The 23,727-nt window shown below is 67.4% G+C and carries 27 protein-coding genes; 11 read left to right on the plus strand and 16 right to left on the minus strand.

Going from position 1 to position 23,727, the window contains the following annotated elements; genetic code table 11:
- Positions 1-22 precede the first annotated feature (22 nt).
- The 5 genes from C458_RS18750 to hemB form a co-directional block, all read right to left on the minus strand.
- Positions 23-394, minus strand: coding sequence for a P-II family nitrogen regulator (locus tag C458_RS18750; RefSeq protein ID WP_008576601.1), 372 nt, complete (start codon positions 392-394; stop codon positions 23-25).
- Positions 395-397: 3 nt separating this feature from the next.
- On the minus strand, positions 398-1,771 hold the full coding sequence (locus C458_RS13935; RefSeq protein WP_008579812.1) for an ammonium transporter: 1,374 nt from the start codon (positions 1,769-1,771) through the stop codon (positions 398-400).
- Between the two features lie 379 nt (positions 1,772-2,150).
- Positions 2,151-2,510, minus strand: a complete 360-nt coding sequence (locus C458_RS13940) for a P-II family nitrogen regulator (protein ID WP_004045143.1) — start codon at positions 2,508-2,510, stop codon at positions 2,151-2,153.
- A complete protein-coding gene (locus C458_RS13945) occupies positions 2,507-3,925 on the minus strand; it encodes an ammonium transporter (RefSeq protein WP_008576607.1) in 1,419 nt (472 codons plus the stop codon). The genes C458_RS13940 and C458_RS13945 overlap by 4 nt, the downstream gene beginning before the upstream one ends.
- A 340-nt stretch (positions 3,926-4,265) precedes the next feature.
- On the minus strand, positions 4,266-5,249 hold the full coding sequence (gene hemB / locus C458_RS13950) for a porphobilinogen synthase (protein ID WP_008576609.1): 984 nt from the start codon (positions 5,247-5,249) through the stop codon (positions 4,266-4,268).
- Positions 5,250-5,354: 105 nt separating this feature from the next.
- On the opposite strand from hemB, the gene C458_RS13955 reads away from it, so the two are divergent.
- A complete protein-coding gene (locus C458_RS13955) occupies positions 5,355-5,867 on the plus strand; it encodes a DedA family protein (protein ID WP_008576611.1) in 513 nt (170 codons plus the stop codon).
- An 80-nt stretch (positions 5,868-5,947) separates the two neighbouring features.
- Here the strand turns inward: C458_RS13955 and C458_RS18515 are convergent, their stop codons facing one another.
- The gene (locus C458_RS18515; protein ID WP_004045157.1) at positions 5,948-6,112 is read right to left on the minus strand and encodes a DUF6757 family protein; all 165 of its coding nucleotides are present in this window, start codon (positions 6,110-6,112) and stop codon (positions 5,948-5,950) included.
- Between the two features lie 75 nt (positions 6,113-6,187).
- Entirely contained in the window at positions 6,188-6,982 is a 795-nt protein-coding gene (locus tag C458_RS13960; RefSeq protein ID WP_008576613.1) for a PHP domain-containing protein, read from the minus strand.
- 132 nt (positions 6,983-7,114) lie between these two features.
- On the opposite strand from C458_RS13960, the gene C458_RS13965 reads away from it, so the two are divergent.
- Positions 7,115-7,399 carry a hypothetical protein gene (locus C458_RS13965; RefSeq protein ID WP_004045161.1) on the plus strand — a complete coding sequence of 95 codons (285 nt, stop codon included), beginning with the start codon at positions 7,115-7,117 and terminating at the stop codon, positions 7,397-7,399.
- Positions 7,400-7,566: 167 nt separating this feature from the next.
- On the opposite strand, the gene C458_RS13970 is transcribed toward C458_RS13965, so the two are convergent.
- The gene (locus C458_RS13970) at positions 7,567-8,574 is read right to left on the minus strand and encodes a DUF5784 family protein (protein ID WP_008576615.1); all 1,008 of its coding nucleotides are present in this window, start codon (positions 8,572-8,574) and stop codon (positions 7,567-7,569) included.
- A 164-nt stretch (positions 8,575-8,738) separates the two neighbouring features.
- Between C458_RS13970 and C458_RS18520 the strand changes: the two genes are divergently transcribed.
- Positions 8,739-8,915 carry a DUF5786 family protein gene (locus tag C458_RS18520; RefSeq protein WP_004045169.1) on the plus strand — a complete coding sequence of 59 codons (177 nt, stop codon included), beginning with the start codon at positions 8,739-8,741 and terminating at the stop codon, positions 8,913-8,915.
- A 26-nt stretch (positions 8,916-8,941) separates the two neighbouring features.
- Here the strand turns inward: C458_RS18520 and C458_RS13975 are convergent, their stop codons facing one another.
- The 3 genes from C458_RS13975 to C458_RS13985 all read right to left on the minus strand — a co-directional run bounded on the left by C458_RS13975 (position 8,942) and on the right by C458_RS13985 (position 11,658).
- Entirely contained in the window at positions 8,942-9,637 is a 696-nt protein-coding gene (locus C458_RS13975) for a hypothetical protein (protein WP_008576620.1), read from the minus strand.
- Between the two features lie 94 nt (positions 9,638-9,731).
- Entirely contained in the window at positions 9,732-10,664 is a 933-nt protein-coding gene (locus C458_RS13980) for an NAD(P)H-binding protein (RefSeq protein ID WP_008576622.1), read from the minus strand.
- Between the two features lie 109 nt (positions 10,665-10,773).
- Entirely contained in the window at positions 10,774-11,658 is an 885-nt protein-coding gene (locus tag C458_RS13985) for a YkgJ family cysteine cluster protein (RefSeq protein ID WP_008576623.1), read from the minus strand.
- A 117-nt stretch (positions 11,659-11,775) separates the two neighbouring features.
- Here C458_RS13985 and C458_RS13990 point away from each other — a divergent pair, with 117 nt between their 5' ends.
- The 3 genes from C458_RS13990 to C458_RS14000 all read left to right on the plus strand — a co-directional run bounded on the left by C458_RS13990 (position 11,776) and on the right by C458_RS14000 (position 14,570).
- Positions 11,776-11,979 (plus strand): hypothetical protein, encoded by a 204-nt coding sequence (locus tag C458_RS13990; RefSeq protein WP_004045177.1) that lies wholly within the window; start codon positions 11,776-11,778, stop codon positions 11,977-11,979.
- Positions 11,980-12,060: 81 nt separating this feature from the next.
- A complete protein-coding gene (locus tag C458_RS13995; protein ID WP_008576624.1) occupies positions 12,061-13,971 on the plus strand; it encodes a helicase C-terminal domain-containing protein in 1,911 nt (636 codons plus the stop codon).
- Positions 13,972-14,375: 404 nt separating this feature from the next.
- Positions 14,376-14,570 carry a UPF0175 family protein gene (locus C458_RS14000; protein WP_004045182.1) on the plus strand — a complete coding sequence of 65 codons (195 nt, stop codon included), beginning with the start codon at positions 14,376-14,378 and terminating at the stop codon, positions 14,568-14,570.
- Positions 14,571-14,706: 136 nt separating this feature from the next.
- Here the strand turns inward: C458_RS14000 and C458_RS14005 are convergent, their stop codons facing one another.
- Together C458_RS14005 and C458_RS14010 are read right to left on the minus strand one after the other, a co-directional pair.
- The gene (locus tag C458_RS14005) at positions 14,707-15,834 is read right to left on the minus strand and encodes a 60S ribosomal export protein NMD3 (RefSeq protein WP_008576625.1); all 1,128 of its coding nucleotides are present in this window, start codon (positions 15,832-15,834) and stop codon (positions 14,707-14,709) included.
- Between the two features lie 37 nt (positions 15,835-15,871).
- Positions 15,872-16,513, minus strand: a complete 642-nt coding sequence (locus tag C458_RS14010) for a phosphoribosyltransferase (protein WP_008576626.1) — start codon at positions 16,511-16,513, stop codon at positions 15,872-15,874.
- Between the two features lie 124 nt (positions 16,514-16,637).
- Between C458_RS14010 and htpX the strand changes: the two genes are divergently transcribed.
- The 5 genes from htpX (at position 16,638) to C458_RS14035 (ending at position 21,215) form a co-directional block, all read left to right on the plus strand.
- Complete coding sequence (gene htpX / locus C458_RS14015; protein ID WP_008576628.1) at positions 16,638-17,516, plus strand: zinc metalloprotease HtpX; 879 nt, start codon at positions 16,638-16,640, stop codon at positions 17,514-17,516.
- A 6-nt stretch (positions 17,517-17,522) separates the two neighbouring features.
- Complete coding sequence (locus tag C458_RS14020; protein WP_008576630.1) at positions 17,523-18,128, plus strand: hypothetical protein; 606 nt, start codon at positions 17,523-17,525, stop codon at positions 18,126-18,128.
- Positions 18,129-18,388: 260 nt separating this feature from the next.
- Positions 18,389-19,420: a DNA repair and recombination protein RadA gene (gene radA / locus C458_RS14025; protein WP_008576631.1), complete on the plus strand. Its 1,032-nt coding sequence runs from the start codon at positions 18,389-18,391 to the stop codon at positions 19,418-19,420.
- Between the two features lie 225 nt (positions 19,421-19,645).
- Positions 19,646-20,791 carry an NAD(P)/FAD-dependent oxidoreductase gene (locus C458_RS14030; RefSeq protein ID WP_008579799.1) on the plus strand — a complete coding sequence of 382 codons (1,146 nt, stop codon included), beginning with the start codon at positions 19,646-19,648 and terminating at the stop codon, positions 20,789-20,791.
- A 10-nt stretch (positions 20,792-20,801) separates the two neighbouring features.
- Positions 20,802-21,215, plus strand: a complete 414-nt coding sequence (locus tag C458_RS14035) for a DUF1641 domain-containing protein (RefSeq protein WP_008576642.1) — start codon at positions 20,802-20,804, stop codon at positions 21,213-21,215.
- Between the two features lie 58 nt (positions 21,216-21,273).
- On the opposite strand, the gene sufU is transcribed toward C458_RS14035, so the two are convergent.
- The 3 genes from sufU to sufS all read right to left on the minus strand — a co-directional run bounded on the left by sufU (position 21,274) and on the right by sufS (position 23,711).
- Positions 21,274-21,702: a Fe-S cluster assembly sulfur transfer protein SufU gene (gene sufU / locus C458_RS14040; RefSeq protein ID WP_004968864.1), complete on the minus strand. Its 429-nt coding sequence runs from the start codon at positions 21,700-21,702 to the stop codon at positions 21,274-21,276.
- Positions 21,703-21,774: 72 nt separating this feature from the next.
- Positions 21,775-22,362, minus strand: coding sequence for a mechanosensitive ion channel domain-containing protein (locus C458_RS14045; RefSeq protein ID WP_008576643.1), 588 nt, complete (start codon positions 22,360-22,362; stop codon positions 21,775-21,777).
- Positions 22,363-22,436: 74 nt separating this feature from the next.
- Positions 22,437-23,711 (minus strand): bifunctional cysteine desulfurase/selenocysteine lyase SufS, encoded by a 1,275-nt coding sequence (gene sufS, locus C458_RS14050; protein WP_008576645.1) that lies wholly within the window; start codon positions 23,709-23,711, stop codon positions 22,437-22,439.
- Positions 23,712-23,727 lie beyond the last annotated feature (16 nt).

Raw genomic sequence — 23,727 nt, forward strand, 5'->3', positions numbered from 1 at the left:
CGAACACAGCGGTCGGCGGCGTTCAGACCGCGTCGCGGCCGGTCTTGCCGGTGCGGACCTGCACCGCGCTCTCGACGGGGAGGGTGAACACCTTCCCGTCGCCTTTCTCGCCGGTCTGGGCGGCGTCGGCGATGGCGTCGACCACGTCGTCGGCGGGGATGTCGGCGACGACGCACTCGATTTTGACCTTCTGGTGGAGGTCGACGGTGTACTCCTCGCCGCGCCACTGGCTCTTTTTCGCGGGCTGAGAGCCGCGGCCGGAGACGTTGGTGACGGTGAGCGACGGCGCGCCGATTTCGGCCAGCGCGGTCTTCACGTCCGAGAGCTTGTCGGGGCGGATGACCGCCATCACCATCTTGATTTCGCCGTCGTTCGGAACGTCTGCATCACTCATGGGTTAGTCCTCCCGTCCCGTCGTCATGAATCCATCCCCGCTCGGGACGCCGGAGCCGTCGGTGCGGATGCCGGTGTCGTGGTCGGGCGAGCCGAACTCGGGGTAGGTGTCGACCCCGTGTTCGGCCGTGTCGAGGCCCTCGCGCTCGTGGTCCGAGGAGACGCGGACCTGTCCGACGGCGCGGAAGCCGCCGAAGACGACCGCGGTGGCGACGAACGTCCAGATGGCGATGACGCCGACGCCGATGACCTGCGGGACGGCCAGCGAGACGAACGACGCGCCGTCGTGCCACAGCGGGACGGCGAACACGGGGTAGAGCAGCGCCCCGAGGACGCCCGCGGAGCCGTGGACGGGGAAGACCGCGCACACGTCGTCGATGCGGAGGCGCTTTTCGACGAACTCGAAGACGACCGGGAGCTGCGCGCCGGCGAGGAGGCCGACGACCAGCGCGCCCGGCCAGACGATGTCGTCGGCGATGGCGGTGATGCCGACGAGGCCGGCGAGGACGCCGTTGGCGACGTAGAGCGTGTCGACCTTACCGGTCTTGTACATGGCGACGCCGCCCGCGCCGATTGCGCCGGCGGCCATGCCGAGGGTCGTCACGAGGGCGACGCGGCCGACGTAGGCGAACGAGCCGAGCGTGACCGCGCCGTCGGCGTACGCCAGCGGCGCGGCGGCGGTGCCGACGTTGAAGCCGTACCAGCCGAACGCGAGGATGAGCGTGCCGAGGACGGCGAACGTGATGGAGTGGCCGGGAATGACGTTCGCGGTGCCGTCGGGCTTGAAGCGGTCCATGCGCGGGCCGATAATCCACGCCGCGGTGAGGCCGGCGATGCCACCCATGCCGTGGACGATCATGCCGCCGGCGAAGTCGTGGAAGCCGAGGGCGTCGAGGAAGCCGCCGCCCCAGGTGAAGCCGACGACGACGGGGTAGATGACGCCCGCGATGAGGATGGTGTACGTGAGGTACGCCCGGAGCCGGGCGCGGCCCGCCACGGCACCGGAGACGATGGTGGCGGCAGTCATGGCGAAGACGGCCCCGAACAGCCAGTCGACCCACGCCGTCGTCGCGGAGGCGTCGGGCGCGTAGAGGCTCATGAACGCCCCGGAAATCGACGATATCGCGGGGCCGCCGGTGAAGGCGGCGACGATGGACGACACGGCCGCGCCGAGCAGGAAGAACACGATGACGCCGATACTCCACGTCAGCAGGTTCTTGGTCAGTTGGTTGGCGACGTTCTTCGCGCGGACCTGCCCGGCTTCGAGCATGGCGAAGCCGGCGTGCATGAAGAAGATGAGGAACGTGACCGTGAGGACCCACACGAGGTTCACGCCCTCGACGACCGAGGCGAGGTCGGTCTGCAAGGGTGTCAACATACGATGCCTCCGGCGAGCGGTTCGAGCTTGGAAGTTGGACAGTCGTTCATATTGGTGCTCGATTCGCGACCGAATGTCTCGCGAACCATGAGAGATGCTATCTCAAGACGTTCATATAACGGTTCGCGTTGACAAACGTCTACAAAATAGTGTTCTGAGAGACGTATGTCCGATATAAGATGAAGTATGTCTTGTATAAGGACGTAAGGTTGGAACTCAGTGGACAAATGTTGCCACACAACCCTACGAACGTAGTGTCGGAAAAGTAAACAGAACGGCGTGGGGTGTTCGTCGAACCCCGGTCAGGTGCGCACTCGCGCGGACCACGACGAGAGCGGCGAAAGGAGACTTCCAGTCGGCTTCGGTCGCAGTTGCGCGCTCAGACCGCCGTCTCGCCCTCCTTGCCGGTGCGGACCTGCACCGCGCTCTCGACGGGGAGCACGAATATCTTGCCGTCGCCTTTCTCGCCGGTCTGGGCGGCGTCGGCGATGGCATCGACCACGTCGTCGGCGGGGATGTCGGCGACGACGCACTCGACTTTGACCTTCTGGTGGAGGTCGACGGTGTACTCCTCGCCGCGCCACTGCCCCTTCTTCGCGGGCTGGGAGCCGCGGCCGGAGACGTTGGTGACGGTGAGCGACGGCGCGCCAACCTCTGCGAGCGCGGTTTTCACGTCCGAGAGCTTGTCGGGGCGGATGATGGCCATCACCATCTTGATGCCCTGTTCTCCGTCGCTCATTGGCTGTCACCTCCGTTGGCTTCGACGGTCTCGTCTCGCTCGACGCCACCGTCGGTGCGGACGTCGCTGCCGCCGTCGGTCGCCGTGGGCGAGCCGAGCGCGCCGTCGGGACCGGCGTCACCGACGAATTCGGGATAGACCGAGACGCCGTGTTCGCCGGCGTCGAGGCCCTCTTCTTCCTCTTCTTCCGAGACGCGGAGGCCGAAGACGGCGTCCGCGATGGCGAAGACGACGGCCGAGGCGATGATGGTCCACGCGGCGATGACGACCACGCCGACGACCTGCATCACGAGCTGGGTGCCGGAGAAGCCGCTCACCGCGAAGACCGGGATGAGCGCCGTGCCGACCGCGCCCGCGACGCCGTGGACGGCGAAGACGCCACACACGTCGTCGATTTTGAGCGAGTCGACGGTCCAGCGGTACGCCGGCAGGACGATTGCGCCGCCGAGCGCGCCGAGGACGAGGCCGCCCCACCACGTGACGTGGGGGACTGCGCCGGTGACTGCGACGAGCCCGGCGAGCAGGCCGTTCGCCATCCAGAGGGGGTCGGGCTTGCCCTGGTAGCTCGTCGAGACGATCATCGCGGCGACCGCGCCGGCGCCCATGCCGAGGGTCGTCACGAGGGCGACGCGACCGAGCGCGGCACCCATGAACTCAAGCCCGCCGCTGTCGGTAGCCGCGAGGACGGTCGCCTGCGTGCCGACGTTGAAGCCGTACCAGCCGAACGCGAGGATGAGCGTGCCGAGGACGGCGAGCAGCATCGAGTGGCCCGGGATGGGCTGGCTGTTGCCGTTCGAGTCGAAGCGGCCCTTACGCGGGCCGACCATCTTCGCGCCGACGAGGCCGGCGACGCCGCCGCACATGTGGACGACGGTCGCACCGGCGAAGTCGAGGTAGCCGACGCCGAGGGCGGCACCGATGTAGCCGCCACTCGAGAGGAGGCCGCCGGACCACGTCAGGCCCTGCACGACGGGGTAGATGAACCCCGTGATGGTCGCCGCGAAGACGATGTACGCGCGGAAGTCCATGCGTTCTGCGACCGCGCCGGAGACGATGGTGGCGGCGGTCATGGCGAAGACGGCGCCGAAGAGCCAGTCAATCCACGCGCCGGAGTCGCCGATGTACGAGAACGCGGCGGCGACGTCGAAGCCGCCGGGCGACGTGAGGCCGCCGACGATTGTCGCGACCCCCGCGCCGACGAGGAAGTAGACGAGCACGCCGAGCGCCCAGTCGGTCATGTTCTTCATCAGCACGTTGCCCACGTTCTTCGCGCGTACCTGCCCTGCCTCTAAGAGCGCGAAGCCCGGCTGCATGAAGAAGATGAGGAACGAGACGACGAGGATCCAGACGTAGTTGACCCCCTGCGCGATAACGCTCGGGTCGACCTGGAGCGGTATCACGACTGCCCACCCCATGCGGTCTCCGGTGACCGTTCAGTTACTTTTGCTCCGTATCCGTGTGGATTCTGGTGCTTCATCACGGTTCGGCTTCATGGTGAGTTAGTACATAAAGTGTGGGGTTGACTTTGTCAAATTTACTTGGGTGTAATACCACAACTGCACAAAATAGGCTAGAATATTACGCATATGAGGTTGTATATCGTCCAAGGATGTTGATATTTTTCGAGCTTCTGTGGACGAACGTTCAGGAAAATGTTGCCTGACAAGTGTGTTTTGGCCGTGCGCGCCGCGGTATCGTATCCCGTGGTGCGCGTCTCGAACCGGTCGGTCGTGAGCGGTCGATTCGCCGCTCGTCTCAGTCGAGTTGTCGCGCCACGTGCTCTGCGAAGTACGTGATGATGAGGTCCGCGCCCGCCCGCTTCATCGACAGGAGCGACTCGTGGGCGACCGCGTCGAGGTCGAGCCAACCCTTCTCGGCGGCGGCGTGGAGCATCGCGTACTCGCCGGAGACGTTGTAGGCGGCGACCGGGTGGTCGTAGCCCTCGCGGATGGCGCGGACGATGTCGAGGTACGGCAGGCCCGGCTTGACCATCAGCACGTCCGCGCCCTGTTCGATGTCGAGGGCGACCTCGCGCAGCGCCTCCCGGGCGTTCGCGGGGTCCATCTGGTAGTGCCGTCGGTCACCGAACGCCGGCGCGCCGTCGGCCGCGTCGCGGAAGGGGCCGTAGAAGGCGCTCTCGTACTTCGCGGCGTAGGACATGATTGGTATCTCGTCGTGACCGGCGTCGTCGAGCGCCGTGCGAATCGCGCCGACCATCCCGTCCATCGAGGCCGAGGGGGCGACCATGTCCGCGCCCGCCTCGGCGTGGGAGACGGCCGTTTCCGCGAGCAGGTCCAGCGTCGGCCCGTTTTCGACCGTCAGCGTCGGGTCGTCTTCGGCGCGGTCCTCCAGCACGCCGCAGTGGCCGTGGTCGGTGTACTCGCAGAGGCAAACGTCGGTGATGACGTAGGCGTCCGTCTCCGCGGTGATGGCGCGGACGGCCTCCTGTACGACCCCGTTTCGCGCGTACGCGCGGGACCCCTCGGGGTCCTTCGACTCGGGGATGCCGAAGACGATGACGGCCTCGACGCCGGCCTCGCGCACCTCGGCGACGCGGTCAGCCGCCTCCGCGACCGGCACGCGCTCGTGGCCCGGCATGGACTCGATGGGGACGCGCTCGTCGGTCGTCGCGTCCACGAAGACGGGCGCGACGAGGTCGGTCGCGTCGAGGGTCGTCTCCGAGACGAGCGGTCGAATCCCGTCGGTTCGAAGCCTGCGGGGGCGGTCGGTGAACTCCATACGCCGGGTTCGGTCGGCGGCGGCAAAATGCCGTCGCTCCCGTCGGTTCGCGCCGCGTTATCCAAACCATAATGAACATGATGCCGCTCGAAACACGCATACGACATGAGCGCCTTCACCGCCCAGCTCCCCGACTTCCTCCGGGACCTCCTCGCGTCCGACCTCGCCCTCGTCGCCCTCTTTTTCGTGTTCGTGCTGGAGGGCGCGATGCTCCTCTACATCGCGCCGAGCGAACTCCTCGTCCCCGGTGCGCTGGTGCTGGTCGGCGAGCGACTGCTGCTTCCGATTCTCGCCGTCGCCGTGCTCGGCGCGACCGTCGGTCAGGTCGGACTGTTTCTCGTCGCCAAGCGGGGCGGCCGCGAGTATCTCCTGTCGCGGCCGTGGTTCCGCGTCAGCGAGGACTCCCTCGACCGGTTCGACGGCTGGTTCGACCGCTGGGGTCCCGTCGTCGTCCCGCTGAGCAACGCGATGCTGTTCACGCGCGGGATGCTCACCGTTCCGGCCGGTTTGTCCGGGATGTCGGTACGGCGGTTCCTCGCGCTCTCGGCGCTCGGGACTGTCGCGTTCGAGAGCGCGCTCGCGGCGCTGTACGTGTTCGGCGGCCAAGTGCTCGCGTGAGCGGACGCGCCGCCGACCGAGGCGACCCGGCGCGGCGGCGGTAGGCCGACGTTAGTGGAGGGACTGCTGTGGGGTCGCCGTCACTTTGTTCGGTTAATATCGAGTTTTTCCTTCAGGGCGGCGAGTTCCTCGGATTCGGCGAGTTCCTCGACCCGCTTGCGGAAGTGTCGCTCGCAGAGGCCGACCTTAATGTGGTCTTTCTCCGCGGCGTATGCGGCCTCACGGTCGCAGTAGTGACACTGCATACCGCCCCTTCAGTTCCGATAGGATTTAACTCTACGCCCCACGGCACGTTCCGGGTTATTCACGGACTAACACGGTTAGAGACCGTCTACCGCCGCGGCGAACCGGGCGAAGTCGGTCTCCGGCGGCCCGGCGCGGCCGAGCGTCTCGTCGTGGGCGTCGCTCCCGCCCGTGGCGAGCAGGTCGTAGCGCTCGACCGCCTCGTCAACGAGGCCGCAGTCGACGTCGAAGCCGTAGGGATAGTAGCGTTCGACGGCGTCGAGGTCGGCACAGAGTTCGAGCGCGCCGGCGGGGTCGCGGTAGCGAAACGGGTGTGCGAGGCCGACCACGTCGCAGGCGTCTCGCAGGGCCGCCACGCCGTCGTCGAACGTCGGGAGTTCGCGCGCGACGTAGCAGGGACCGTCCGCGCCGATGAGTTCGTCGAACGCGCCCTGGTAGTCGTAGGGTGCCTCGCTGGCGTCGACGGCGCGGGCGACGTGCGGCCGGCCGACGCCGTCGTGGATGTCGATGTCGAGGTCGAACCCGGTTTCCGCTTCGACCGCCGCGACGATTTCGCGCGCTCGTTCGACGCGGTTCCGCTGGAGTCGCTCGACCGTCTCGACGAGAGCGGGCCGCTCCCTGAGACCGTACCCGAGGAGGTCGACCCGGCGGTCGCCGGCGTCGACGCGCAGTTCGATGCCGCGGACGACTGTCACGCCGTCGCGTTCGACCACCGGCGCGTCGAGGTTGGGGTGATAGCGGTCGTGGTCCGTCACGGCCACCACGTCCACCCCACCCGCGCGGGCCGCGTCGGGGAGCGCGTCGATGGTGAGCCGGCCGTCCGAGGCGGTCGTGTGGAGATGGAGGTCCGCGACCGGCGGGCTGTCGTCCATGTCTCGTGGTCGGGGCGAGGGGGAGACAAACGTTGCGCCCAGTACACCATTAAGGACGATTAAGGACTCCAATGCCACTAATCAAATACATGGAAAATCATTAAGAATGATGCCGGTCCAGTTGTGGGTGTAATGCGCCTGAACGGACTCGGCGACGCGATTGATCGCCACGAATACCCGATTAGCTCGACCGACTTCGCCCAACGTCACGGCGACGAGGTAATCGAGCTCCAGAACGGTCAGGAGACCGTCGCACAAATCCTGGCCCGTCTCGGCGACGAGACGTACACGTGCCCGCAGGACGTGCGGGATGCCCTCTTGACCGGTGTCGGACACGAGGCAATCGGTCGCCGCTACTACAGTGACCGCGACCCGTCCCCGCTCGGTGAGAACGGACCAGAGATGGTCTCGTTCTGAGGTCGGCTCTCGTCTCGCTCCGATTTTTTCTCCCCGCGATTCCCGAGCCGTCGGCTCGGCGTCTCGCTCGTTGATTCGTTGATTCGCTCATTCGCTGATTCGCCCGTTTCACCGCCGTTCACGGGCCGAAGCGGCCGACAGCCGACGGCCGACAGGAATCCGCTCCGTCACTCAGCGAGCCACGGCAGGTCCACCGGGACCGACCCCTTGGAGTAGCCTTCGACCGCTCCCGACGGCCGGAGGCGGAAGACGACGGCCGGTCGGTGCCGAACGTCGGGCTGTTCGCCCATGATGGCGGCCCAGTCGTCGTCGGGGAACGACGAGCAGTCGACGAACAGCGTCACGCCACCGCCGTGTTCCGCGAGTTGGCCTTCACCGTTGGTCTTGGTCTGAGCCGTGTCGCGGATGGCGGCGACAGGGTTGCTCACGGAGCGTCGGTTCGGCGGCAGCGGGCGCGTCACCTCGATGAGCGCGCCGCCCGCGCGGGTGTTCTCGGCGCGGAAGTCGATGGAGTGGCCGGTCGCCACGGCGATTTCCGGCGTGATGTCGTAGCCCGCGTCGTCGAGGAGGTACGCCACGTCGAACTCGCCCATCGCCGCGGCCATCCGTATCGGGTCGAAGTACTCCGAGGTGCCGAGCTTTCCGGCCATGACCTCGCGGTACTCGTCGAGGACGCCCGTGGCGAAAAACGACTCGTAGAACTCTAGGGCCTCCTCGCGGGTCGCGTCCGGGAAGCCCGCGGCGTGGTCGTGGAAGAACTCGCGGGTCGTCTCGCGGCCGTCCTTCGAGAGGAACACGGGGAGGAAGAACCACGAGAGGTGCGGATAGGGCTTCAGCCACGGCGACTGGTCGAACAGTTCAGCGATGAGCTCGCGCTGGGCCCACCGGGAGACCTCGAAGGGAGCCTCGTCGAAGCCCTCCTTGTCGGTCCGCCACAGCGAACTCGGTGTCTCGGTGTTGCCGACCCAGTAGGCGTGGTCGTCGGTCCACGCGAACAGCGCGGTGTCGCCGTTGTCCATATCGAACCGTCGGGCCTCGTAGCCGTCGGGCGGTGCGTACCACGGCGCACCCATCTCAGCGCCGAGGTTGGCGTCGAGCGGCTGGAAAACGTCGCGGGCGATGCGCGACTCGTCCCAGCGACCGGGGGCGTAACGAAAGCGAAGCGGGCGTGCCACACACGGTGTAGTTCGGCGATTGTTTTTACGCTTTCCTGCGACAGTCCCGAATTTCGGCTTCATCCCGTCTCGGTTCGGCGCTCCGGCCCCTATCTCCAGAATATCACGATTGTGAACGTCTCCGATAGTTATATGTGGCACTCTACCACATGGTAAGTCGAACCATGTCAATGGGGGCATACGACGAAGCCGAACACGAACGCCGCGAGCGGATGACGAGTCAAGTCGAACCCGGTACCGACGACGACCGGAAGACGTACCACGGCAGCGTCGAGTACGACTCCGGCGACTCGACCGACGCGCTGCTCGAACAGTTCAAGCGGATGAAGTCCGACGACTGACCCGTCCCTTCCTGTTCCTGCGTACCTCACGCCCTCGTTAGCGCCGCCGCCGTCACCGAGACGACGGTCACGGCGACGACGTGCCCGCCGACCGCGAGCAACAGCACCGGCTGGTCCGCGACGAACGGGAGCAACAGCACCTGTGCGACCGCGAAGCCGACGTTCAGGAGGTTCACTCGCCTGACAGTCTCGGCGGTCGGACCGTCGAATCGGTAGCGAACGGCCCCCCAGAGGCCGACGACGGCCGCCCACCACGACGTGCCGATTCGGTAACAGAGGTCCCAGAGGACGAGCAGCGTCAGGTAGACCACCACGACCGGCGGCTCGGGGCCGAACAGCGTCGTCATGAGCGGCGTTCCCGGCTGTCGCGGGTCGAAGACGAACAGGTGCGTCACGAGCGCGACGAACGCGAGCACGCCCAGCACGACCTCGATGCTCGACCCGAACAGCAGGCGTCGATAGGGCGCGGGCACTCTCGCGGCGCGGGTCCACTCGCCCATGCGGAGCATCACGACGCTCCCCGCGGCAGCGACGACGATGGCCGCGGTGCCCGCGACCGCCGCGGCCCACAGGTCGTACACCCACGCGAAGACGAGCACCGCGACCTCGAAAACGGCGATTTGGAGGGTAATAGCGCCCGCCTCTCCGATGTTCACGCCCGGGAGCGCGCCGACGATGCTCTCGTACACCCACGTCTCGCCGTACTCCGGGGCGTCGTTCATGTCCCGTTCCTACGGCCCCGCGGTATATCAATCGCCGCCGCGCTCGGAACGCTCGGGGCGTTCGAGGCGCGCGGGCGGGCGGTTCGAGTCCCGCTCACGTCGGGGTCGTCGACGCCGGTTCCACGGTTTTCTCCCGCTGCTCGCGCTCCTCGCGGAGCGCCCGCTCGACCGCGGCGTCGAACGGCGTCTCGTCCACCGCGACGATGTCGCGGATGCGGTCGTCGCCCACGACGACGGGGTTTTTCAGCCCCTCGATGAGCGGGCGGGCGACGCCCGTGTCCACGTCGGTCACGAGGCCAATCCAGTACGACGAGAGCCGCGGCGTCAACACGGGCACGGGGACGATTCGGGGCGCGTGGCCCAACTGCGCGCCGACGCGCTGGAGCATCTCCCGGTAGGTGAGCACGTCCGGACCGCCGATTTCGTAGGTCTCGCCCGCCGTCTCGGGGTGGTCGAGGACGCCCGCGAGGTAGGCGACCACGTCCGCGATGGCGACGGGCTGACACCGCGTCTCGACCCACTGCGGCGTCACCATGACCGGCAGGCGCGTGGCGAGCTGGCGGACCATCTCGAAGCTCGCGCTCCCCGCGCCGACGATGATGGCCGCCCGGAGCGTCGTGAGTGCGGGCGCGCCCGACGCGAGAATGTGTTCGACCTCGCGGCGCGACCGCAGATGCGCCGAGAGTTGGTCGCGGTCCTCGCCGAGGCCGCCGAGGTAGACGAGTCGTTCGACGCCGGCGGACCCGGCGGCGTCCACGAAGTTGCGGGCGGCGAGCCGGTCGCGCGCCTCGAAGTCGCCGCCGGCGTGCATCGAGTGGATGAGGTAGTACGCCGCGTCCACCCCCGCCATCGCGGGGTCGAGCGTCGCCGGTTCGAAGATGTCGCCCTCGACCACCGCCACGCCGGGCGGACCGTCGTAGCGTGCCGCGTCGCGGACGAAGACGACCACGTCGTGGTCGGCGTCGAGGAGGAGGGGCACGAGGTGCCGGCCGACGAACCCGGTCGCACCGGTCACGAGCACTTTCATGTCATACGGTAGCGCCGCTCACGATGTTAACGTATCGCCCGCCCGCCCGACCACCGACTGCCCGCGGCCCGTCCGTCGCTCGTCGCCCCGCCATCCTACCGCCCGCGACTCAGCCGTCGTCGCGAACCGCGTCCCAGCCGGGGGTTTCGGGCGCGCCGCGAGCGACTTCGACCTCGTCGGGGTCGGGCGCGTCGTCGGCCGCGCTCCCGAGGCGACCGGCGACCGCGTCCCACGCGGCGACCGCTTCGCCCGCCCACGACTCGCTTTCGAGCGTCTTCGCACGCGCCCGCGAGGCGCGGTCGTCGTCCACCTCGGTCGAACCGGGGTGCGACCCGACCGCGACGCCGACGAACTCCGCGCGGTCTTCGGGCGTCAGTTCGCGGCTCTTGAGGTGGTCGATAGTCCCCGCCAACCGCTCGGGCTCGGGGTGGACGAACAGCTTCGCACCGAGGGCGTGGGGGCCGAGGAGCAGGCCGTGGAGGTCGTCCGGGGCCGCACCGTCGAGCAGGCGCTCGCCGCCGTGGTGTCGCTCGACGCGCTCGCACTCGGTCTCCTGTTCGAGGACGAGGTTGTGCCCGGGGTACTCCGCGCACTCGTCGGGATAGAATTCGGTGTCGTGGATGCGGCACTGGAGGGTTTCGGGGTCGAGAAACGCGCAGGCGCGGAGCCACGTCCGTTCCAGTCCGAACGGCGCGACGGGCTTCGGCGGCTTGCGCATGCCGACGAAAAAGGCCGGCTTCCCGTCGACGGCCGCGAGTTCGACGCCGTCGATTTCGACGCCCTCGCCCGGCGGCGCTTCCCACAGCCGCGGGGAGAGAGCATTGCCGAACCCGGCCTCGACGAAGTCGCGAACCTCGTCGCGGGTCAGCGGGACGAGGTTGTAGGTGTCGTCGAGCGGCGCGCGCGGCCCGCGACGCTCGTGGTCGAGCGCGGCCGGCGCGACCGGTCGCCAATCGATACAGCAGCCGGCACAGCCTTCGCAGTCGACGCGCATGCCACGAAAGTTATACGCCAACCGACAAGAATCTCTCGCCGGGTCGGCGGCGCCGGCCGATTACGTTTCCGCCGACGCGGCGGGGCGCTTTTGCCGCCTCGGCTCTTCGGTTCCCCCATGACCTCCGAACCGTGCGACGCCTGCGGGAAGGGCGTCCGCATCGCCGGCGGCATCGGCGACCTCTGGAACTTCCCCACCTCATCGTCCGGCGGGATGACGCTGGAACTCGTCGACGGCTCCGAACACTTCCTCTGTTTCGACTGCATGGAGCGACTCCCGGGCGACCGCGAACCGACGGCCGAGGACGTGGCGGCGCTTTAGACCCGCGTTTCGTCGAGCCGTCTCGGACACGACCGCACCCCGGAGCGGTGGATTTAGGCCCGTCCGAGGACTCCATCGACCGTGGACCCGTCGCGCATCATCGACTCGTTTCCGGCCCCCAGTTTCCGCGGCGCGCAGGAGCGGGCCCTGCGCGACATCCGCGACGCCTTCGCCGACGGCAACGACGTGGTCTTGGTCCGCGCGCCGACCGGGAGCGGCAAGTCGCTTCTCGCCCGCGCCATCGCCGGGTCGGCGGCGACCGTCGACGAGACCTCGCCCGCGCAGGCGACCGACGCCTACTACACGACCCCGCAGGTGTCGCAACTGGACGACGTGGCCGAGGACGACCTGCTTTCGGACCTGAAGATAATCCGCGGTAAGTCCAACTACAACTGCATCATCCGCGGGGAGGAAGACACGCCGGTCGACCGCGCCCCCTGCGCCCGCAAGCGCGGCTTCGACTGCTCGGTCCGGCACCGGTGTCCGTACTTCTCCGACCGCGCCATCGCCTCGAACCGCCAAATCGCGGCGATGACGCTCGCGTACTTCATGCAGACCGCCGGCTCCGACGTGTTCCGAAAGCGCGACGTGGTCGTCGTCGACGAGGCCCACGGGCTGGCCGAGTGGGCCGAGATGTACGCGACCATCGACCTGAAGCCCCGGACCGTCCCGGTGTGGGACGACATCGGCGTCCCCGACGTGGCGGCCGCGGGCGACCCCGTCGAGCGCGCCTCGCGCTTCGCGGAGACGCTCGTCGGCGTCTGCAAGCGCGAGAAAGACGAGTTGCTGACGAAGTCCGAACTGACGCCCGAGGAGGCCGCCCGCCGAGACCGCTTACAGGAGCTCATCGGCGAACTGCAGTGGTTCGTCGAGGACTACCGCGACCCCCAGAGCCCGACGACGTGGGTCGTCGACCAGCACGACGGCGAGGGGTCGCCCATCGCCATCAAGCCGCTCGACCCCGCGAAGTACCTCAAACACACCGTCTGGGACCGCGGAAACAAGTTCGCGCTCCTGTCGGCGACCATCCTCAACAAGGCGGCGTTCTGCCGCTCGGTCGGCCTCGACCCCTCGACGGTCGCGCTCGTGGACGTGGAGCACACGTTCCCCGTCGAGAACCGGCCGCTGTACGACGTGACGCAGGGGAAGATGACCTACGAGCACCGCGACGAGACGCTGCCCAAAATCGCCCGCCTCGTCGTTCGCCTGATGGCGAAACACCCCGACGAGAAGGGGTTGATTCACTGCCACTCGTATGCGATTCAGGCGGAGCTTCGCCGCCGCCTCGCCGAGATGGGCCTCGGCAACCGCGTCCGCGGCCACGACCGCGACGACCGAAACGCGGAACTGGAGACGTGGAAGGCGACCGACCGCCCGGAGGTGTTCCTCTCGGTGAAAATGGAGGAGGCGCTGGACTTGAACGGCGACCTCTGTCGCTGGCAGGTGCTCTGCAAAGCGCCGTATCTCAACACGAACGACTCCAGAGTCGCCCGCCGCCTCGAAGACGGCCAGTGGGCGTGGTACCGCCGCGCCGCCCTCCGAACCGTGATTCAGGCCTGCGGCCGGGTCGTGCGCGCGCCCGACGACCACGGCGACACGTACGTCGCCGACAGCAGTCTGCTCCAACTGTTCGACAAGACGCGGACGGACATGCCCGACTGGTTCGCGGCGCAGGTCGACCGGATGACGAAACCCGACCTCCCCGAGTTCGACCCCGTCGCGGCGGGCGGCCGCGGGAGCAACGCGGGCAACGCAACCGGCGGGACCGCGAATCTCGGCGGCTCGACGAGTCGGGCGGCCGGAGCGTCGGGTGCGGATTCTGGCTCGCGGCGCGACTCGACTCGCGGTTCGAGGTCCGCTGGGAGTCGCGCGAGCGGCTCCGGCGGTACGTCGTCCGGTGGTTCCGACAGCCGCGAGACCGGTGGCTCGGACGGGAGCGCTGACGACGGCGGCCGGAGCAATCACCCGCTTTCCGACGTGTGGGGCGAGTGATTACAGAATGACACTGGCCGCGGAGAACAGCGTTGACCCGATCATGAGCGCGACGAGCGTCAGCGCGAGGAACTGCTGTCTGTCCATGGGCGTGGGTCGGTCGGCCGGTAATTAACGTTTCTGAACCGATTCCCACGAGTGATAACCCCGCCCGACAGTCGGTGACACCCTCACGATGTCATGCCATCACATCTCGTTCCCCCGGCAAAAATCGCCATAGTGTCCAGGAGAGTCGCCGCCTCCGCCACGTTTCCTCAATGATTGTTAATGCGTTTAACTGTTTAAGAGATGTAGTCGGGGAATAGCGCAACGTTTGTAAAGCTATATTTCCACTAACTTTGTCTTTGATACGCTTTCTCACGAAATAGTTAACACCAATGCCCCTGAATGGTGGAGTATCGGTCATGCACACCAACGCACTCGCCACGGCGATGACACTGTATCGTAGTGGGGCACTCACACTCTCGCAGGCGGCCGCTCGCTCCGGCTACTCCGAAGACGACCTGCTCCTCGCCCTCCAGCGCCACGGTGTGCCCGTGCACGAAGACGACGCTCCGGCCGCGTCCCTCTCGGCGGACCGGCCGGCCAGCGCCGACTGATTCTGCTTCGTCGTTCGATTATCGCCCGTTTCTTAGCGACCGCTCTCTGGGCGCTCTCGCTGGCTCGGACCGCGAGTCGTACAAACCGAAAACGACGATTTCGGCGTACTCTGTCTCTCTCCTCGCTGCTTCTCGCTTACTCCTCGTCGTCATCGACGACTTCCTCGGGGAGGATGTGCAGTCCCGACTGGCTCTTGAGGACCGGCACCATCGACGCGTCGGGGTCGAAGTAGTCCGGCCGCGGGATGGTCTTCGCCTCGTACGTCTCGGGGTCGAGCACCTGTACGGCGTGTTCGTCCTCCACGGTGACGACGGTGGTCTCTGCTGCGTCCTCGACGGAGCCGAGGTCCTCGGCCTCGGGTCGCTCGCCCTCCTCGAACTCCGACTCGTAGGTGTCGCCGGAGGTGAGGCGCGTTCCCTTGAGTCGCCCGCGGTTGCTCCGCACCAACACCGGGCCGTCGCCGTCCTCGGGGTCGATGACGTCGCCGGCGGTGTACCGCGGCAGGCGGGCGACGAACGTGACGCGGTAGACCTCGTTTCCGTCGCCGTCCTCCGTGACGAGCGTCGGGTGCTCCTCGATGGTGCCGCCGAAGCGCTCGCGAATCTGCTTCGCGACGCCGCTTCCCATCTGGTTGGTCGATATCTTGATGTTCGGGCCGTCAGGCGTCCGGTTCACCTCGGTGATGAAGGCGTTGCGGTCGCCTTTGTCCTCGCGTTCCGCGATGTAGGACTCGGCGATTTCGATGGCCGTCTCGGCCTCCTCGGTCGTCGGCGTCCGGTCGTCGGCGCGGACCTGCACGAGGCTGGCGAAGTAGCCGCCGGCGATGCGGCCGCAGCGCTGGCACGTCTCGCGGGCGATGCTCACCGGGACGACGACGGACTCCTCCAGCGGCGTGCCGCGGACGACGCCCGAGAAGTGACAGTGCATCCGGATGTTGTTCTCGTCGACCTGCTCGGGTTCGACGCCCCAGCGGACCTCCTCGGCGTTGAGGTGGACGCCCAGAGAGTTCGATACCTCCTCGATGGCGATGTCGGTGTAGTCGCGCGCGCCGACGTCGACCCACCGGTTGCCCCGATGAATCGCGCCGCACTGCGCGCAGACGCGGACCTGCACCTCGTCGGGCGCGTCCACGAGGTCGAAGTCCTCGAAGTAACACGAGTCACAGAGCACGTCGTCGCGCTCGCGCGGCATCCCGGGGAGCGGTTCCGGCCGCTCCGGAACCGGGTCGCCGCACCGAGGGCAGAAGTCGCGGGATTCGCTCATTGACGGCTCTAGTCCGTTCGACCGCTTAAGTTCGGCGTCACGGCGCGCCGCCGCCCCCATCGCGCAGGTACGTCGCGGCCTCCTCGTCGGACACCTGCGCGAAGTCGCGGTAGAACGCGCCGACGGCCCCGAACGCCTCCGGCGACTCGACCGCGACGACCGCGTCGCACTCGGCTTCGAGTTCCGAGAGGGTGTTCGGCGGGCCGACCGGGACCGCGAGGACGACGCGTTCAGCGCCGCCGGCGACGACCTGCCGCAGGCACGCCCGGGCGGTCGCGCCCGTGGCGACGCCGTCGTCGACGACGACCACGCGCTTTTCGGCCACGTCGGGAAGCGGGTCGCCGCCGCGGTACAACGACACCTTCTCTCTGGCCGCCGCGGCCTCGCGCTCGCGCTCGCGGTCGAGGTAGTCGTCGCCCACGTCGAGGTACGAAAGCAGGTCCTCGTTCCACCACGCGCTCCCGTCGCCGGCGACCGCCCCCACGGCGAGTTCGGGGTTGTCCGGCGCGCCGACCTTGGAGGCGACCACTACGTCGAGCGGCGCTCTGAGGCGGTCTGCGACCTCCCCGCCGACGGGGAGGCCGCCCCGCGGGATGGCCAACACGAGGTCCGCCGTCTCGTCTCGCTCGTCGAGCAGGTCCGCCAGCCGGCGGCCCGCGTCTTCCCTATCGGCGAACATGTCACCCGGAACTACGCGCTCCCGCGACAAAACGGTATATCCCGGTTCTTCACGATTCGGGTGGTCGCGTGCGAACGCTTCGCACTCCAACAGCGTTTATTAGCCGGATTACTAATCAGGTGGTATGAACTGGAAACCGGACTGGGGACTTCGGGGGCGGATGGCGCTCACGATGTTCCTCCTGTTCGCCCTCTACATCGTCTTCGGAGCCGTGCTCCTCCAATTCAGAGGTCTCGGCGTATGGGCCGCCTTCATGGGCATCTTCCTCTTCGCCCAGTTCTTCTTCAGCGACAAACTCGCGCTGTACAGCATGGGCGCGTCCGTCGTCGACGAGGACGACGGTCCGCAGGCCCGAAAGCTCCACGCGATGGTCGGCCGCCTCTCTCAGCAGGCGGACCTCCCGAAGCCGAAAGTCGCCATCGCAGACACCCGCGTCCCGAACGCCTTCGCGACGGGTCGCTCCCAGAAGAGTTCGGCCGTCTGCGTCACGACCGGCCTGATGGACACCCTCGACGACGACGAACTGGAGGGCGTCATCGCCCACGAACTCGCGCACGTGAAGAACCGCGACGTGATGGTCATGACCATCGCGTCGTTCCTCTCCAGCATCGCCTTCCTCATCGTCCGCTGGGGCTGGCTCTTCGGCGGCGACGACAACCGCCAGAACGCGCCGGTCATCGTCGCCATCATCGCGTCGCTCGTCGTCTGGATTATCTCGTACCTCCTGATTCGGGCGCTCTCGCGGTACCGCGAGTACGCCGCCGACCGCGGGGCCGCCGTCATCACCGGCCGCCCCTCGGCGCTGGCGTCCGCGCTCCTCAAGATTTCGGGCCGGATGGACAACGTCCCGAAGCGCGACATGCGCGACTCCTCGGAGATGAACGCGTTCTTCATCATCCCCATCAAGTCCGACTTCATCGGTCGCCTGTTCAGCACTCACCCCTCCACCGAGAACCGCGTCGAGCGCCTCCGCGACATGGAGCGCGAGATGGAGACCGCCTAAGCGCCGATGGGGCTGTTCGATTCATTCCGCGCCGTGCTCGGCATCAGCGCCGAGTCCGACGCGACCACCAAGGCGGACCCCGAGGACCTCTTCGGGATGAGCACGGCGTACCTGACGATGGAAGCCGACCTCCGATTCGACTCGGCCGACGAGGCGGCGCTGTGTTTCTCCTCCGTCGACAGCACCGACTTCGCGGACACCGTCGACGCCGTGGAGGACATCCTCACCGCCGGGAGCGAGGAGACCGGCACCGAGTTCAGCCGCCACACTGACGGCCACGGCTACAACTGGGTCGTCCTCGCTGACGACGACCCCGAGGACCTCGTGACGAGCGTCCACTTCGCCGCCGACGAGTTCATCGAGCGCGGCTACGGGTCGCGCCTGCTCGCCGCCCTGTTCGGCTTCGAGCGCGACGGCGACCGCGCCTACTGGATTTACTCGTTCCGCCGGGGTGCGTACTACCCCTTCGCCCCGCAGGGCACCTCGACGCGGAACCAGAGTCTGGAGTTCAAACTCGAATCCGTCCTCGACGGCGAACTGGAAATCGAAGGCGACGAGAGCTACTGGTACCCGCTGTGGCCGTCGACGCCGAACGGCCACCCGTGGGAGTGACCGCGCTCGCCCGTCGCGCCTGACGCTCTCGTCGTCAGCCCCCGACCCCTTCCCTTTCTGTTCGATTCTACTTCCGCGCCAGCCCGCGCTCTCAGCCGAGTTCGGAGCCGACCCAGTCTCTCTCCCGTCCGACCCTGTCCTCGAGATATCGCCCTTGAATCTCCGCATCGGCCCGATTGCCGACCCCACCACGTCCCTCGTTTTCACTTTCACCCTGCTGTTAACGAGGGTTTATGAGGGTATAGGCGGAACGACTGGGTATGGCAGAAGACGACCTCGAAAGTCTCCCCGGCGTCGGCCCGGCGACGGCCGACAAACTCGTCGAGAGCGGTTACGACAGCTATCAGTCCATCGCGGTCGCCAGCCCCGGCGAGCTGTCGAACAAGGCCGACATCGGCTCCAGCACGGCCTCCGACATCATCAACGCGGCCCGCGACGCGGCCGACGTGGGCGGCTTCGAGACCGGTTCCATGGTCCTCGAACGACGCCAGCAAATCGGCAAGCTGAGCTGGCAGATCGACGAGGTAGACGAGCTCCTCGGCGGCGGCCTCGAAACGCAGTCCATCACCGAGGTGTACGGCGAGTTCGGTGCCGGGAAGTCCCAGATAACCCACCAGCTCGCGGTCAACGTCCAGCTTCCGCCCGAACAGGGCGGCCTCGGCGGCGGCTGTATCTTCATCGACTCCGAGGACACGTTCCGCCCCGAGCGTATCGACGACATGGTCCGCGGGCTCGAAGACGAGGCGCTCGAAGCGACGCTCGAAGACCGCGAGATGGAGGGCTCCATCGACGACGAGGAGACCATGAAGGCGCTCGTCGACGACTTCCTCGACAAGATTCACGTCGCCAAGGCGTTCAACTCCAACCATCAGATTCTCCTCGCCGAGAAGGCCAAGGAGCTCGCCGGCGAGCACGAGGACACCGAGTGGCCGGTCCGCCTCCTCTGTGTCGACTCGCTCACCGCTCACTTCCGCGCCGAGTACGTCGGCCGCGGCGAACTCGCAGAACGCCAGCAGAAGCTCAACAAGCACCTCCACGACCTGATGCGCATCGGCGACCTGTTCAACACGGGCATCCTCGTGACGAATCAGGTCGCGTCGAACCCCGACTCCTACTTCGGCGACCCGACCCAGCCCATCGGCGGCAACATCCTCGGCCACACGTCGACGTTCCGCATCTACCTCCGCAAGTCCAAGGGCGACAAGCGTATCGTCCGCCTCGTGGACGCGCCGAACCTCGCTGACGGCGAGGCCATCATGCGCGTGCAGGACGCCGGTCTCAAGCCCGAGTAAGCCGACGCTCGGTCGGTCGGCCGCTCGATCACTCGGTCGGTCGCTTGGCCGCTTCGGTTCACACGACTCCGCGGTCCCCGTTCCCCCACGCACCTCCTTCCCACCCACATTCTCCCCCTTCCCCCGTCGCCCCGAGCGGCCGCGCCGTCCCTCGGTTCCCACAATGTTGGAAACAGCTTGCAATACTATCCCGTCGGCGGCCCACCGTTTAGGTAGGTGAACTCCATGACGAACCGAATCGTAGTCGTTGGCGGTGGAACGGGTGGGACGGTCGTTTCGAACCGTCTCGCTGAGGAACTCGCGTCGGAGATAGACGACGGCGACGTGGAGGTAACGCTGGTTTCCGACGATACGAAACACGTCTACAAGCCGGTGTTCTTGTACGTCCCGTTCGGAGTCGCGGAACCGGAGGACGGCGTCCGCGACCTGCGGGAACTCGTCGACGAGCGGGTGAACATCGTCACCAACCGCGTCCGCCGGGTCGACACCGACGAAACGCGCCTCTACTGTCAGGACGGCGACGAGGTCATCGAGTACGACACGCTCGTCCTCGCGACCGGTGCGAAGCTCGACCCCGACGCAGTGCCCGGCTTCCGGGAGGGCGCGCACCACTTCTACAGCGCCGACGGGGCCGAACGGCTCCGCGACGCCCTCGCGGAGTTCGAGGGCGGTCGCCTCGTGTTGAGCGTCGTCGGGACGCCCCACATGTGCCCGGCCGCGCCGCTCGAATTCACGTTCATCGTGGACGACTGGCTCCGGAGCCGCGGGCTGCGCGAGGACACGGACCTCGTCTACACCTACCCGATGGAGCGGAGTCACGGGAAGCCCGAGGTCGCGGAGTGGGCCGACCCGATTCTGGCCGAGCGGGGCATTCGCGTCGAGACCGACTTCGTCGTCGACGCCGTCGACCCGGACGAACGGGTCGTCTCGGCGGAAAGCGGCGCGGAGGTGGACTACGACCTGTTGGTCGGCATCCCGCCGCACCGCGGTGACGAACTCATCACCGACTCCGGCCTCGGCGACGCCGGCTGGGTCGACGTGGACCAGCGGACCCTCCGCGCGACCGCCGCCGAGGACGTGTACGCCATCGGTGACACGGCGGCGCTGCCCATCCCGAAAGCCGGGAGCGCGGCGCACTTCCAGGCCTTCGCGGTCGCGGAGCGAATCGCCGCGGCAGTCCGGGGTCGCACGCCGACGAAGCGGTACGACGGCAAGACCGTCTGCTTCGTCGAGACCGGCCTCGACGAGGCGTCGTTCGTCTCGTTCGACTACGAGACGCCCGCGACGATGCGCCAGCCGTCGAAGCCCGTCCACTGGGCGAAACACGCGTACAACGAATCGTACTGGCTGACCGCCAGGGGGATGCTCTGAGGTGAGACCAATGCAGGACCACGAACCTACCACGACGACAGAACAGCAGGTGCCCGACGAACTCGTGCGGGCCATCGAGAACAACCCCGAGGAGGTCGCGCTCCTCGTCGAGCGACTCGGCCTCGTCAACGACCTCATCGACGTGCTCGAACTCGGCGTCGGCGCGCTCGACGACGAGATGGTGCGGTCGCTCGCGCGGACCGGCACCTCGCTCGCGGAAGTCGCAGACGACGCTTCCGACCCCGACACCGTCGCCGGGATGAAGCGCCTGCTCCGCGCCGTCGGGGACGCGGAGGAGGCGGAGGCGTCCCCCGTGGGCGCGGTCGGCCTCCTGCGGGCCACTCGCGACCCCGAGGTCAAGGCGGGGCTCGGCTACCTCGTCGCGCTGGCGGCGGCGCTCGGCGCGGGGACGGACGAAGAATAGCTCGAACCGCACAGCTCGAATCGCGTTCGGGTCGGTGCCGCCGTCGGCCGAAGTCGGCTCAGTCGTCGCCGTCTTCGGTCTTCGTCTGCTCGATTTCTATCTCGCCGTCGTGAATCTTCGCGCCGTCCTGTGCGACCTGTCGCGCGAGGACGGCGCACTTGATTCGCATCGGCGAGATGTCGACGCCGAGCATCTCGGTGATGTCGTCGGTGTCCATCGCTTCCAGCTCCGAGAGCGTCGTGCCCGGCAGTCGCTGGGTGAGCATACTCGCGGACGCCTGACTGATGGCGCAGCCATCGCCGGAGAACGCGACGCGCTCTATGGTCTCGCCGTCGTCGGCGAGCTGCACGTCCATCGTAATCGTATCGCCGCAGGAGGGGTTCTCCCCGGTGTGGGTGAACGTCGGCGACTCCAGCCGACCGTGGTTCCGGGGGTTCTTGTAGTGGTCCATTATCTGCTGACGATACATGTCTGAGCCAATGCCCATTGGTGTTCGTCGGGGCTACGCCCGAGCGCCGTAAAAGGATTCCGGGGCCGGCGATTCGGCCGAATTCGCCGCTTAGGTCGCGTCGGCCGCCGACGCGTCTTCGGCCACGTTCACGTCGTACTTCGTCCACTTCTTTTCGACGTCGCGGTTGGCTACGACGACGGTGTCGCCCTCGTCGTTCTCGAAGCGCGTCTTCCGGAGTTCGATGGAGCTGACCGTCCCCGTCACCGGGTCCGATTTCACCCGGTCGCCGGGGTTGAAATCGGGGTCTCGAAGCAGGTAGACGCCCGCCACCGTGTCGGCTATCATGTTCGACAGCGCGTAGGAGACGCCCAGCGCGATGAAGCCGGTCGCGGTGCCGAGGCTCGCCGCGATTTCCGTCATCCCGACGATGTTCAACAGCGCGAGCGCCGCGCCGAACCAGAGGAACACGCCCGCGACGGCGACACCGAGTTCCACCACGAGGTCCTGTTCTTCGGGGTACAGCCCGTCGAGCACGCCGCGGACGACGAACAGAATCGCCTTGATGCCGACGTAGGCGAGCGCGAGGAAGACGACCGCCGTGAGCACCTTCGGCGCGGCGTCCTGCACCGCGGTTCCGAACTCCGCGACGGTCTCCCGGAGCGTCTCGACGAGGAAGCCGGTCAGCGACTGGAGCATACGCTCCGACGACGTGTCAGCGGGACAAATGTATTGGGGCGACCTCGCCCCAGATACCGCGAAAAACGGACTACTCAGGCGAACAGTTCGCGAGCGGCGTCGATGGCGTCGACCAGCGCGTCGACTTCCTCTCTCGTGTTGTAAATGTAGAACGACGCCCGCGTCGAGGCCGCCGCGCCGAGTTTGTCGTGGAGCGGCTGGGTACAGTGGTCGCCGGCGCGGATGGCGACGCCCTGCTCGTTGAGGATGCTCGAGAGGTCGTGGGCGTGGACGCCGTCGAGGTTGAACGCGACGAGACCGCCGCGGTCGTCGCCCGGCGGGCCGTAAATCTCGATGTCGTCGAACTCTCCGAGACGGTCGTAGGCGTACTCCGCGAGCAGTTCCTCGTGGGCCTGGACGTTCTCCATGCCGATATCGTCGAGGTAGTCGACGGCCGCGGCGAAGCCGACGCCCTGCGCGATGGGCGGCGTGCCGGCCTCGAACTTCCACGGCAGGTCCTCCCACGTGGAGTCCTCGTAGGTGACGCTCCGAATCATCTCGCCGCCGTAGAGGTACGGCCCCATCTCGTCGAGGATGTCGCGCTTACCGTAGAGCGCGCCGATGCCCGTCGGGCCGCACATCTTGTGGCCGGAGAAGGCGAAGAAGTCGGCGTCGATGGCCTCCACGTCGACGGGGCGGGTCGGGACCGACTGCGCGCCGTCGACGAAGATGTACGCCCCCGCTTCGTGGGCCATGTCCGCGAGTTCGGAGACCGGGTTGACGGTTCCGAGGGTGTTCGAGACGTGGACGACCGAGACCATCTTCGTGGAGTCGTCGATGAGCTCCTTCGCGTGCTCCATGTCGAGGCGGCCGTCGTCGTCGACGCGGATGTAGCGCACCTCAGCGCCGGTCTTCTTGGCGATTTGCTGCCACGTGACCAGCGAGGCGTGGTGTTCCATCTCGGTCATGACGACCGAGTCGCCCGGGCCGAGTTCGTCGAGGCCCCACGCGTAGGCGACGAGGTTCATCGACTCGGTGGTGTTCTTCGTGAAGACGACCTCGTCGCGGCCGCCGGATGCGCCGATGAACTCCGCGACGCGGTCGTGGGCGTTCTCGTAGGCGACGGAGGCTTCCTGGCTCAGGTGGTGGATGCCGCGGTGGACGTTCGAGTTGTAGCCGTGGTAGTAGTCGACGATGGCGTCGACGACCTGTTCCGGCGTGTGGCTCGTCGCGGCGTTGTCGAGGTAGACGAGCGGCGTGTCGTCGTCGTCGTGTTCACCCGGCGTCGAGATGTCGCCGCCGACCTTCCGCTCGAGGATGGGGAAATCCGCGCGGATGGCGTCGACGTCGACGGGGTACGACTCCTGCACTCTCATTGGGTGTGAG

The organism is Haloferax sp. ATCC BAA-644 (genome assembly GCF_000336975.1).
Lineage (GTDB): Archaea > Halobacteriota > Halobacteria > Halobacteriales > Haloferacaceae > Haloferax > Haloferax volcanii.

Excerpts from the sequence above, each read along its gene's own strand:
- C458_RS18750 (WP_008576601.1), bottom strand. The coding sequence starts at position 394 with ATGAGTGATGCAGACGTTCCGAACGACGGCGAAATCAAGATGGTGATG.
- C458_RS13935 (WP_008579812.1), bottom strand. The coding sequence starts at position 1,771 with ATGTTGACACCCTTGCAGACCGACCTCGCCTCGGTCGTCGAGGGCGTG.
- C458_RS13940 (WP_004045143.1), bottom strand. The coding sequence starts at position 2,510 with ATGAGCGACGGAGAACAGGGCATCAAGATGGTGATGGCCATCATCCGC.
- C458_RS13945 (WP_008576607.1), bottom strand. The coding sequence starts at position 3,925 with ATGGGGTGGGCAGTCGTGATACCGCTCCAGGTCGACCCGAGCGTTATC.
- hemB (WP_008576609.1), bottom strand. The coding sequence starts at position 5,249 with ATGGAGTTCACCGACCGCCCCCGCAGGCTTCGAACCGACGGGATTCGA.
- C458_RS13955 (WP_008576611.1), top strand. The coding sequence starts at position 5,355 with ATGAGCGCCTTCACCGCCCAGCTCCCCGACTTCCTCCGGGACCTCCTC.
- C458_RS18515 (WP_004045157.1), bottom strand. The coding sequence starts at position 6,112 with ATGCAGTGTCACTACTGCGACCGTGAGGCCGCATACGCCGCGGAGAAA.
- C458_RS13960 (WP_008576613.1), bottom strand. The coding sequence starts at position 6,982 with ATGGACGACAGCCCGCCGGTCGCGGACCTCCATCTCCACACGACCGCC.
- C458_RS13965 (WP_004045161.1), top strand. The coding sequence starts at position 7,115 with ATGCGCCTGAACGGACTCGGCGACGCGATTGATCGCCACGAATACCCG.
- C458_RS18520 (WP_004045169.1), top strand. The coding sequence starts at position 8,739 with ATGTCAATGGGGGCATACGACGAAGCCGAACACGAACGCCGCGAGCGG.
- C458_RS13975 (WP_008576620.1), bottom strand. The coding sequence starts at position 9,637 with ATGAACGACGCCCCGGAGTACGGCGAGACGTGGGTGTACGAGAGCATC.
- C458_RS13980 (WP_008576622.1), bottom strand. The coding sequence starts at position 10,664 with ATGAAAGTGCTCGTGACCGGTGCGACCGGGTTCGTCGGCCGGCACCTC.
- C458_RS13985 (WP_008576623.1), bottom strand. The coding sequence starts at position 11,658 with ATGCGCGTCGACTGCGAAGGCTGTGCCGGCTGCTGTATCGATTGGCGA.
- C458_RS13990 (WP_004045177.1), top strand. The coding sequence starts at position 11,776 with ATGACCTCCGAACCGTGCGACGCCTGCGGGAAGGGCGTCCGCATCGCC.
- C458_RS14000 (WP_004045182.1), top strand. The coding sequence starts at position 14,376 with ATGCACACCAACGCACTCGCCACGGCGATGACACTGTATCGTAGTGGG.
- C458_RS14005 (WP_008576625.1), bottom strand. The coding sequence starts at position 15,834 with ATGAGCGAATCCCGCGACTTCTGCCCTCGGTGCGGCGACCCGGTTCCG.
- C458_RS14010 (WP_008576626.1), bottom strand. The coding sequence starts at position 16,513 with ATGTTCGCCGATAGGGAAGACGCGGGCCGCCGGCTGGCGGACCTGCTC.
- htpX (WP_008576628.1), top strand. The coding sequence starts at position 16,638 with ATGAACTGGAAACCGGACTGGGGACTTCGGGGGCGGATGGCGCTCACG.
- C458_RS14020 (WP_008576630.1), top strand. The coding sequence starts at position 17,523 with ATGGGGCTGTTCGATTCATTCCGCGCCGTGCTCGGCATCAGCGCCGAG.
- radA (WP_008576631.1), top strand. The coding sequence starts at position 18,389 with ATGGCAGAAGACGACCTCGAAAGTCTCCCCGGCGTCGGCCCGGCGACG.
- C458_RS14030 (WP_008579799.1), top strand. The coding sequence starts at position 19,646 with ATGACGAACCGAATCGTAGTCGTTGGCGGTGGAACGGGTGGGACGGTC.
- C458_RS14035 (WP_008576642.1), top strand. The coding sequence starts at position 20,802 with ATGCAGGACCACGAACCTACCACGACGACAGAACAGCAGGTGCCCGAC.
- sufU (WP_004968864.1), bottom strand. The coding sequence starts at position 21,702 with ATGGGCATTGGCTCAGACATGTATCGTCAGCAGATAATGGACCACTAC.
- C458_RS14045 (WP_008576643.1), bottom strand. The coding sequence starts at position 22,362 with ATGCTCCAGTCGCTGACCGGCTTCCTCGTCGAGACGCTCCGGGAGACC.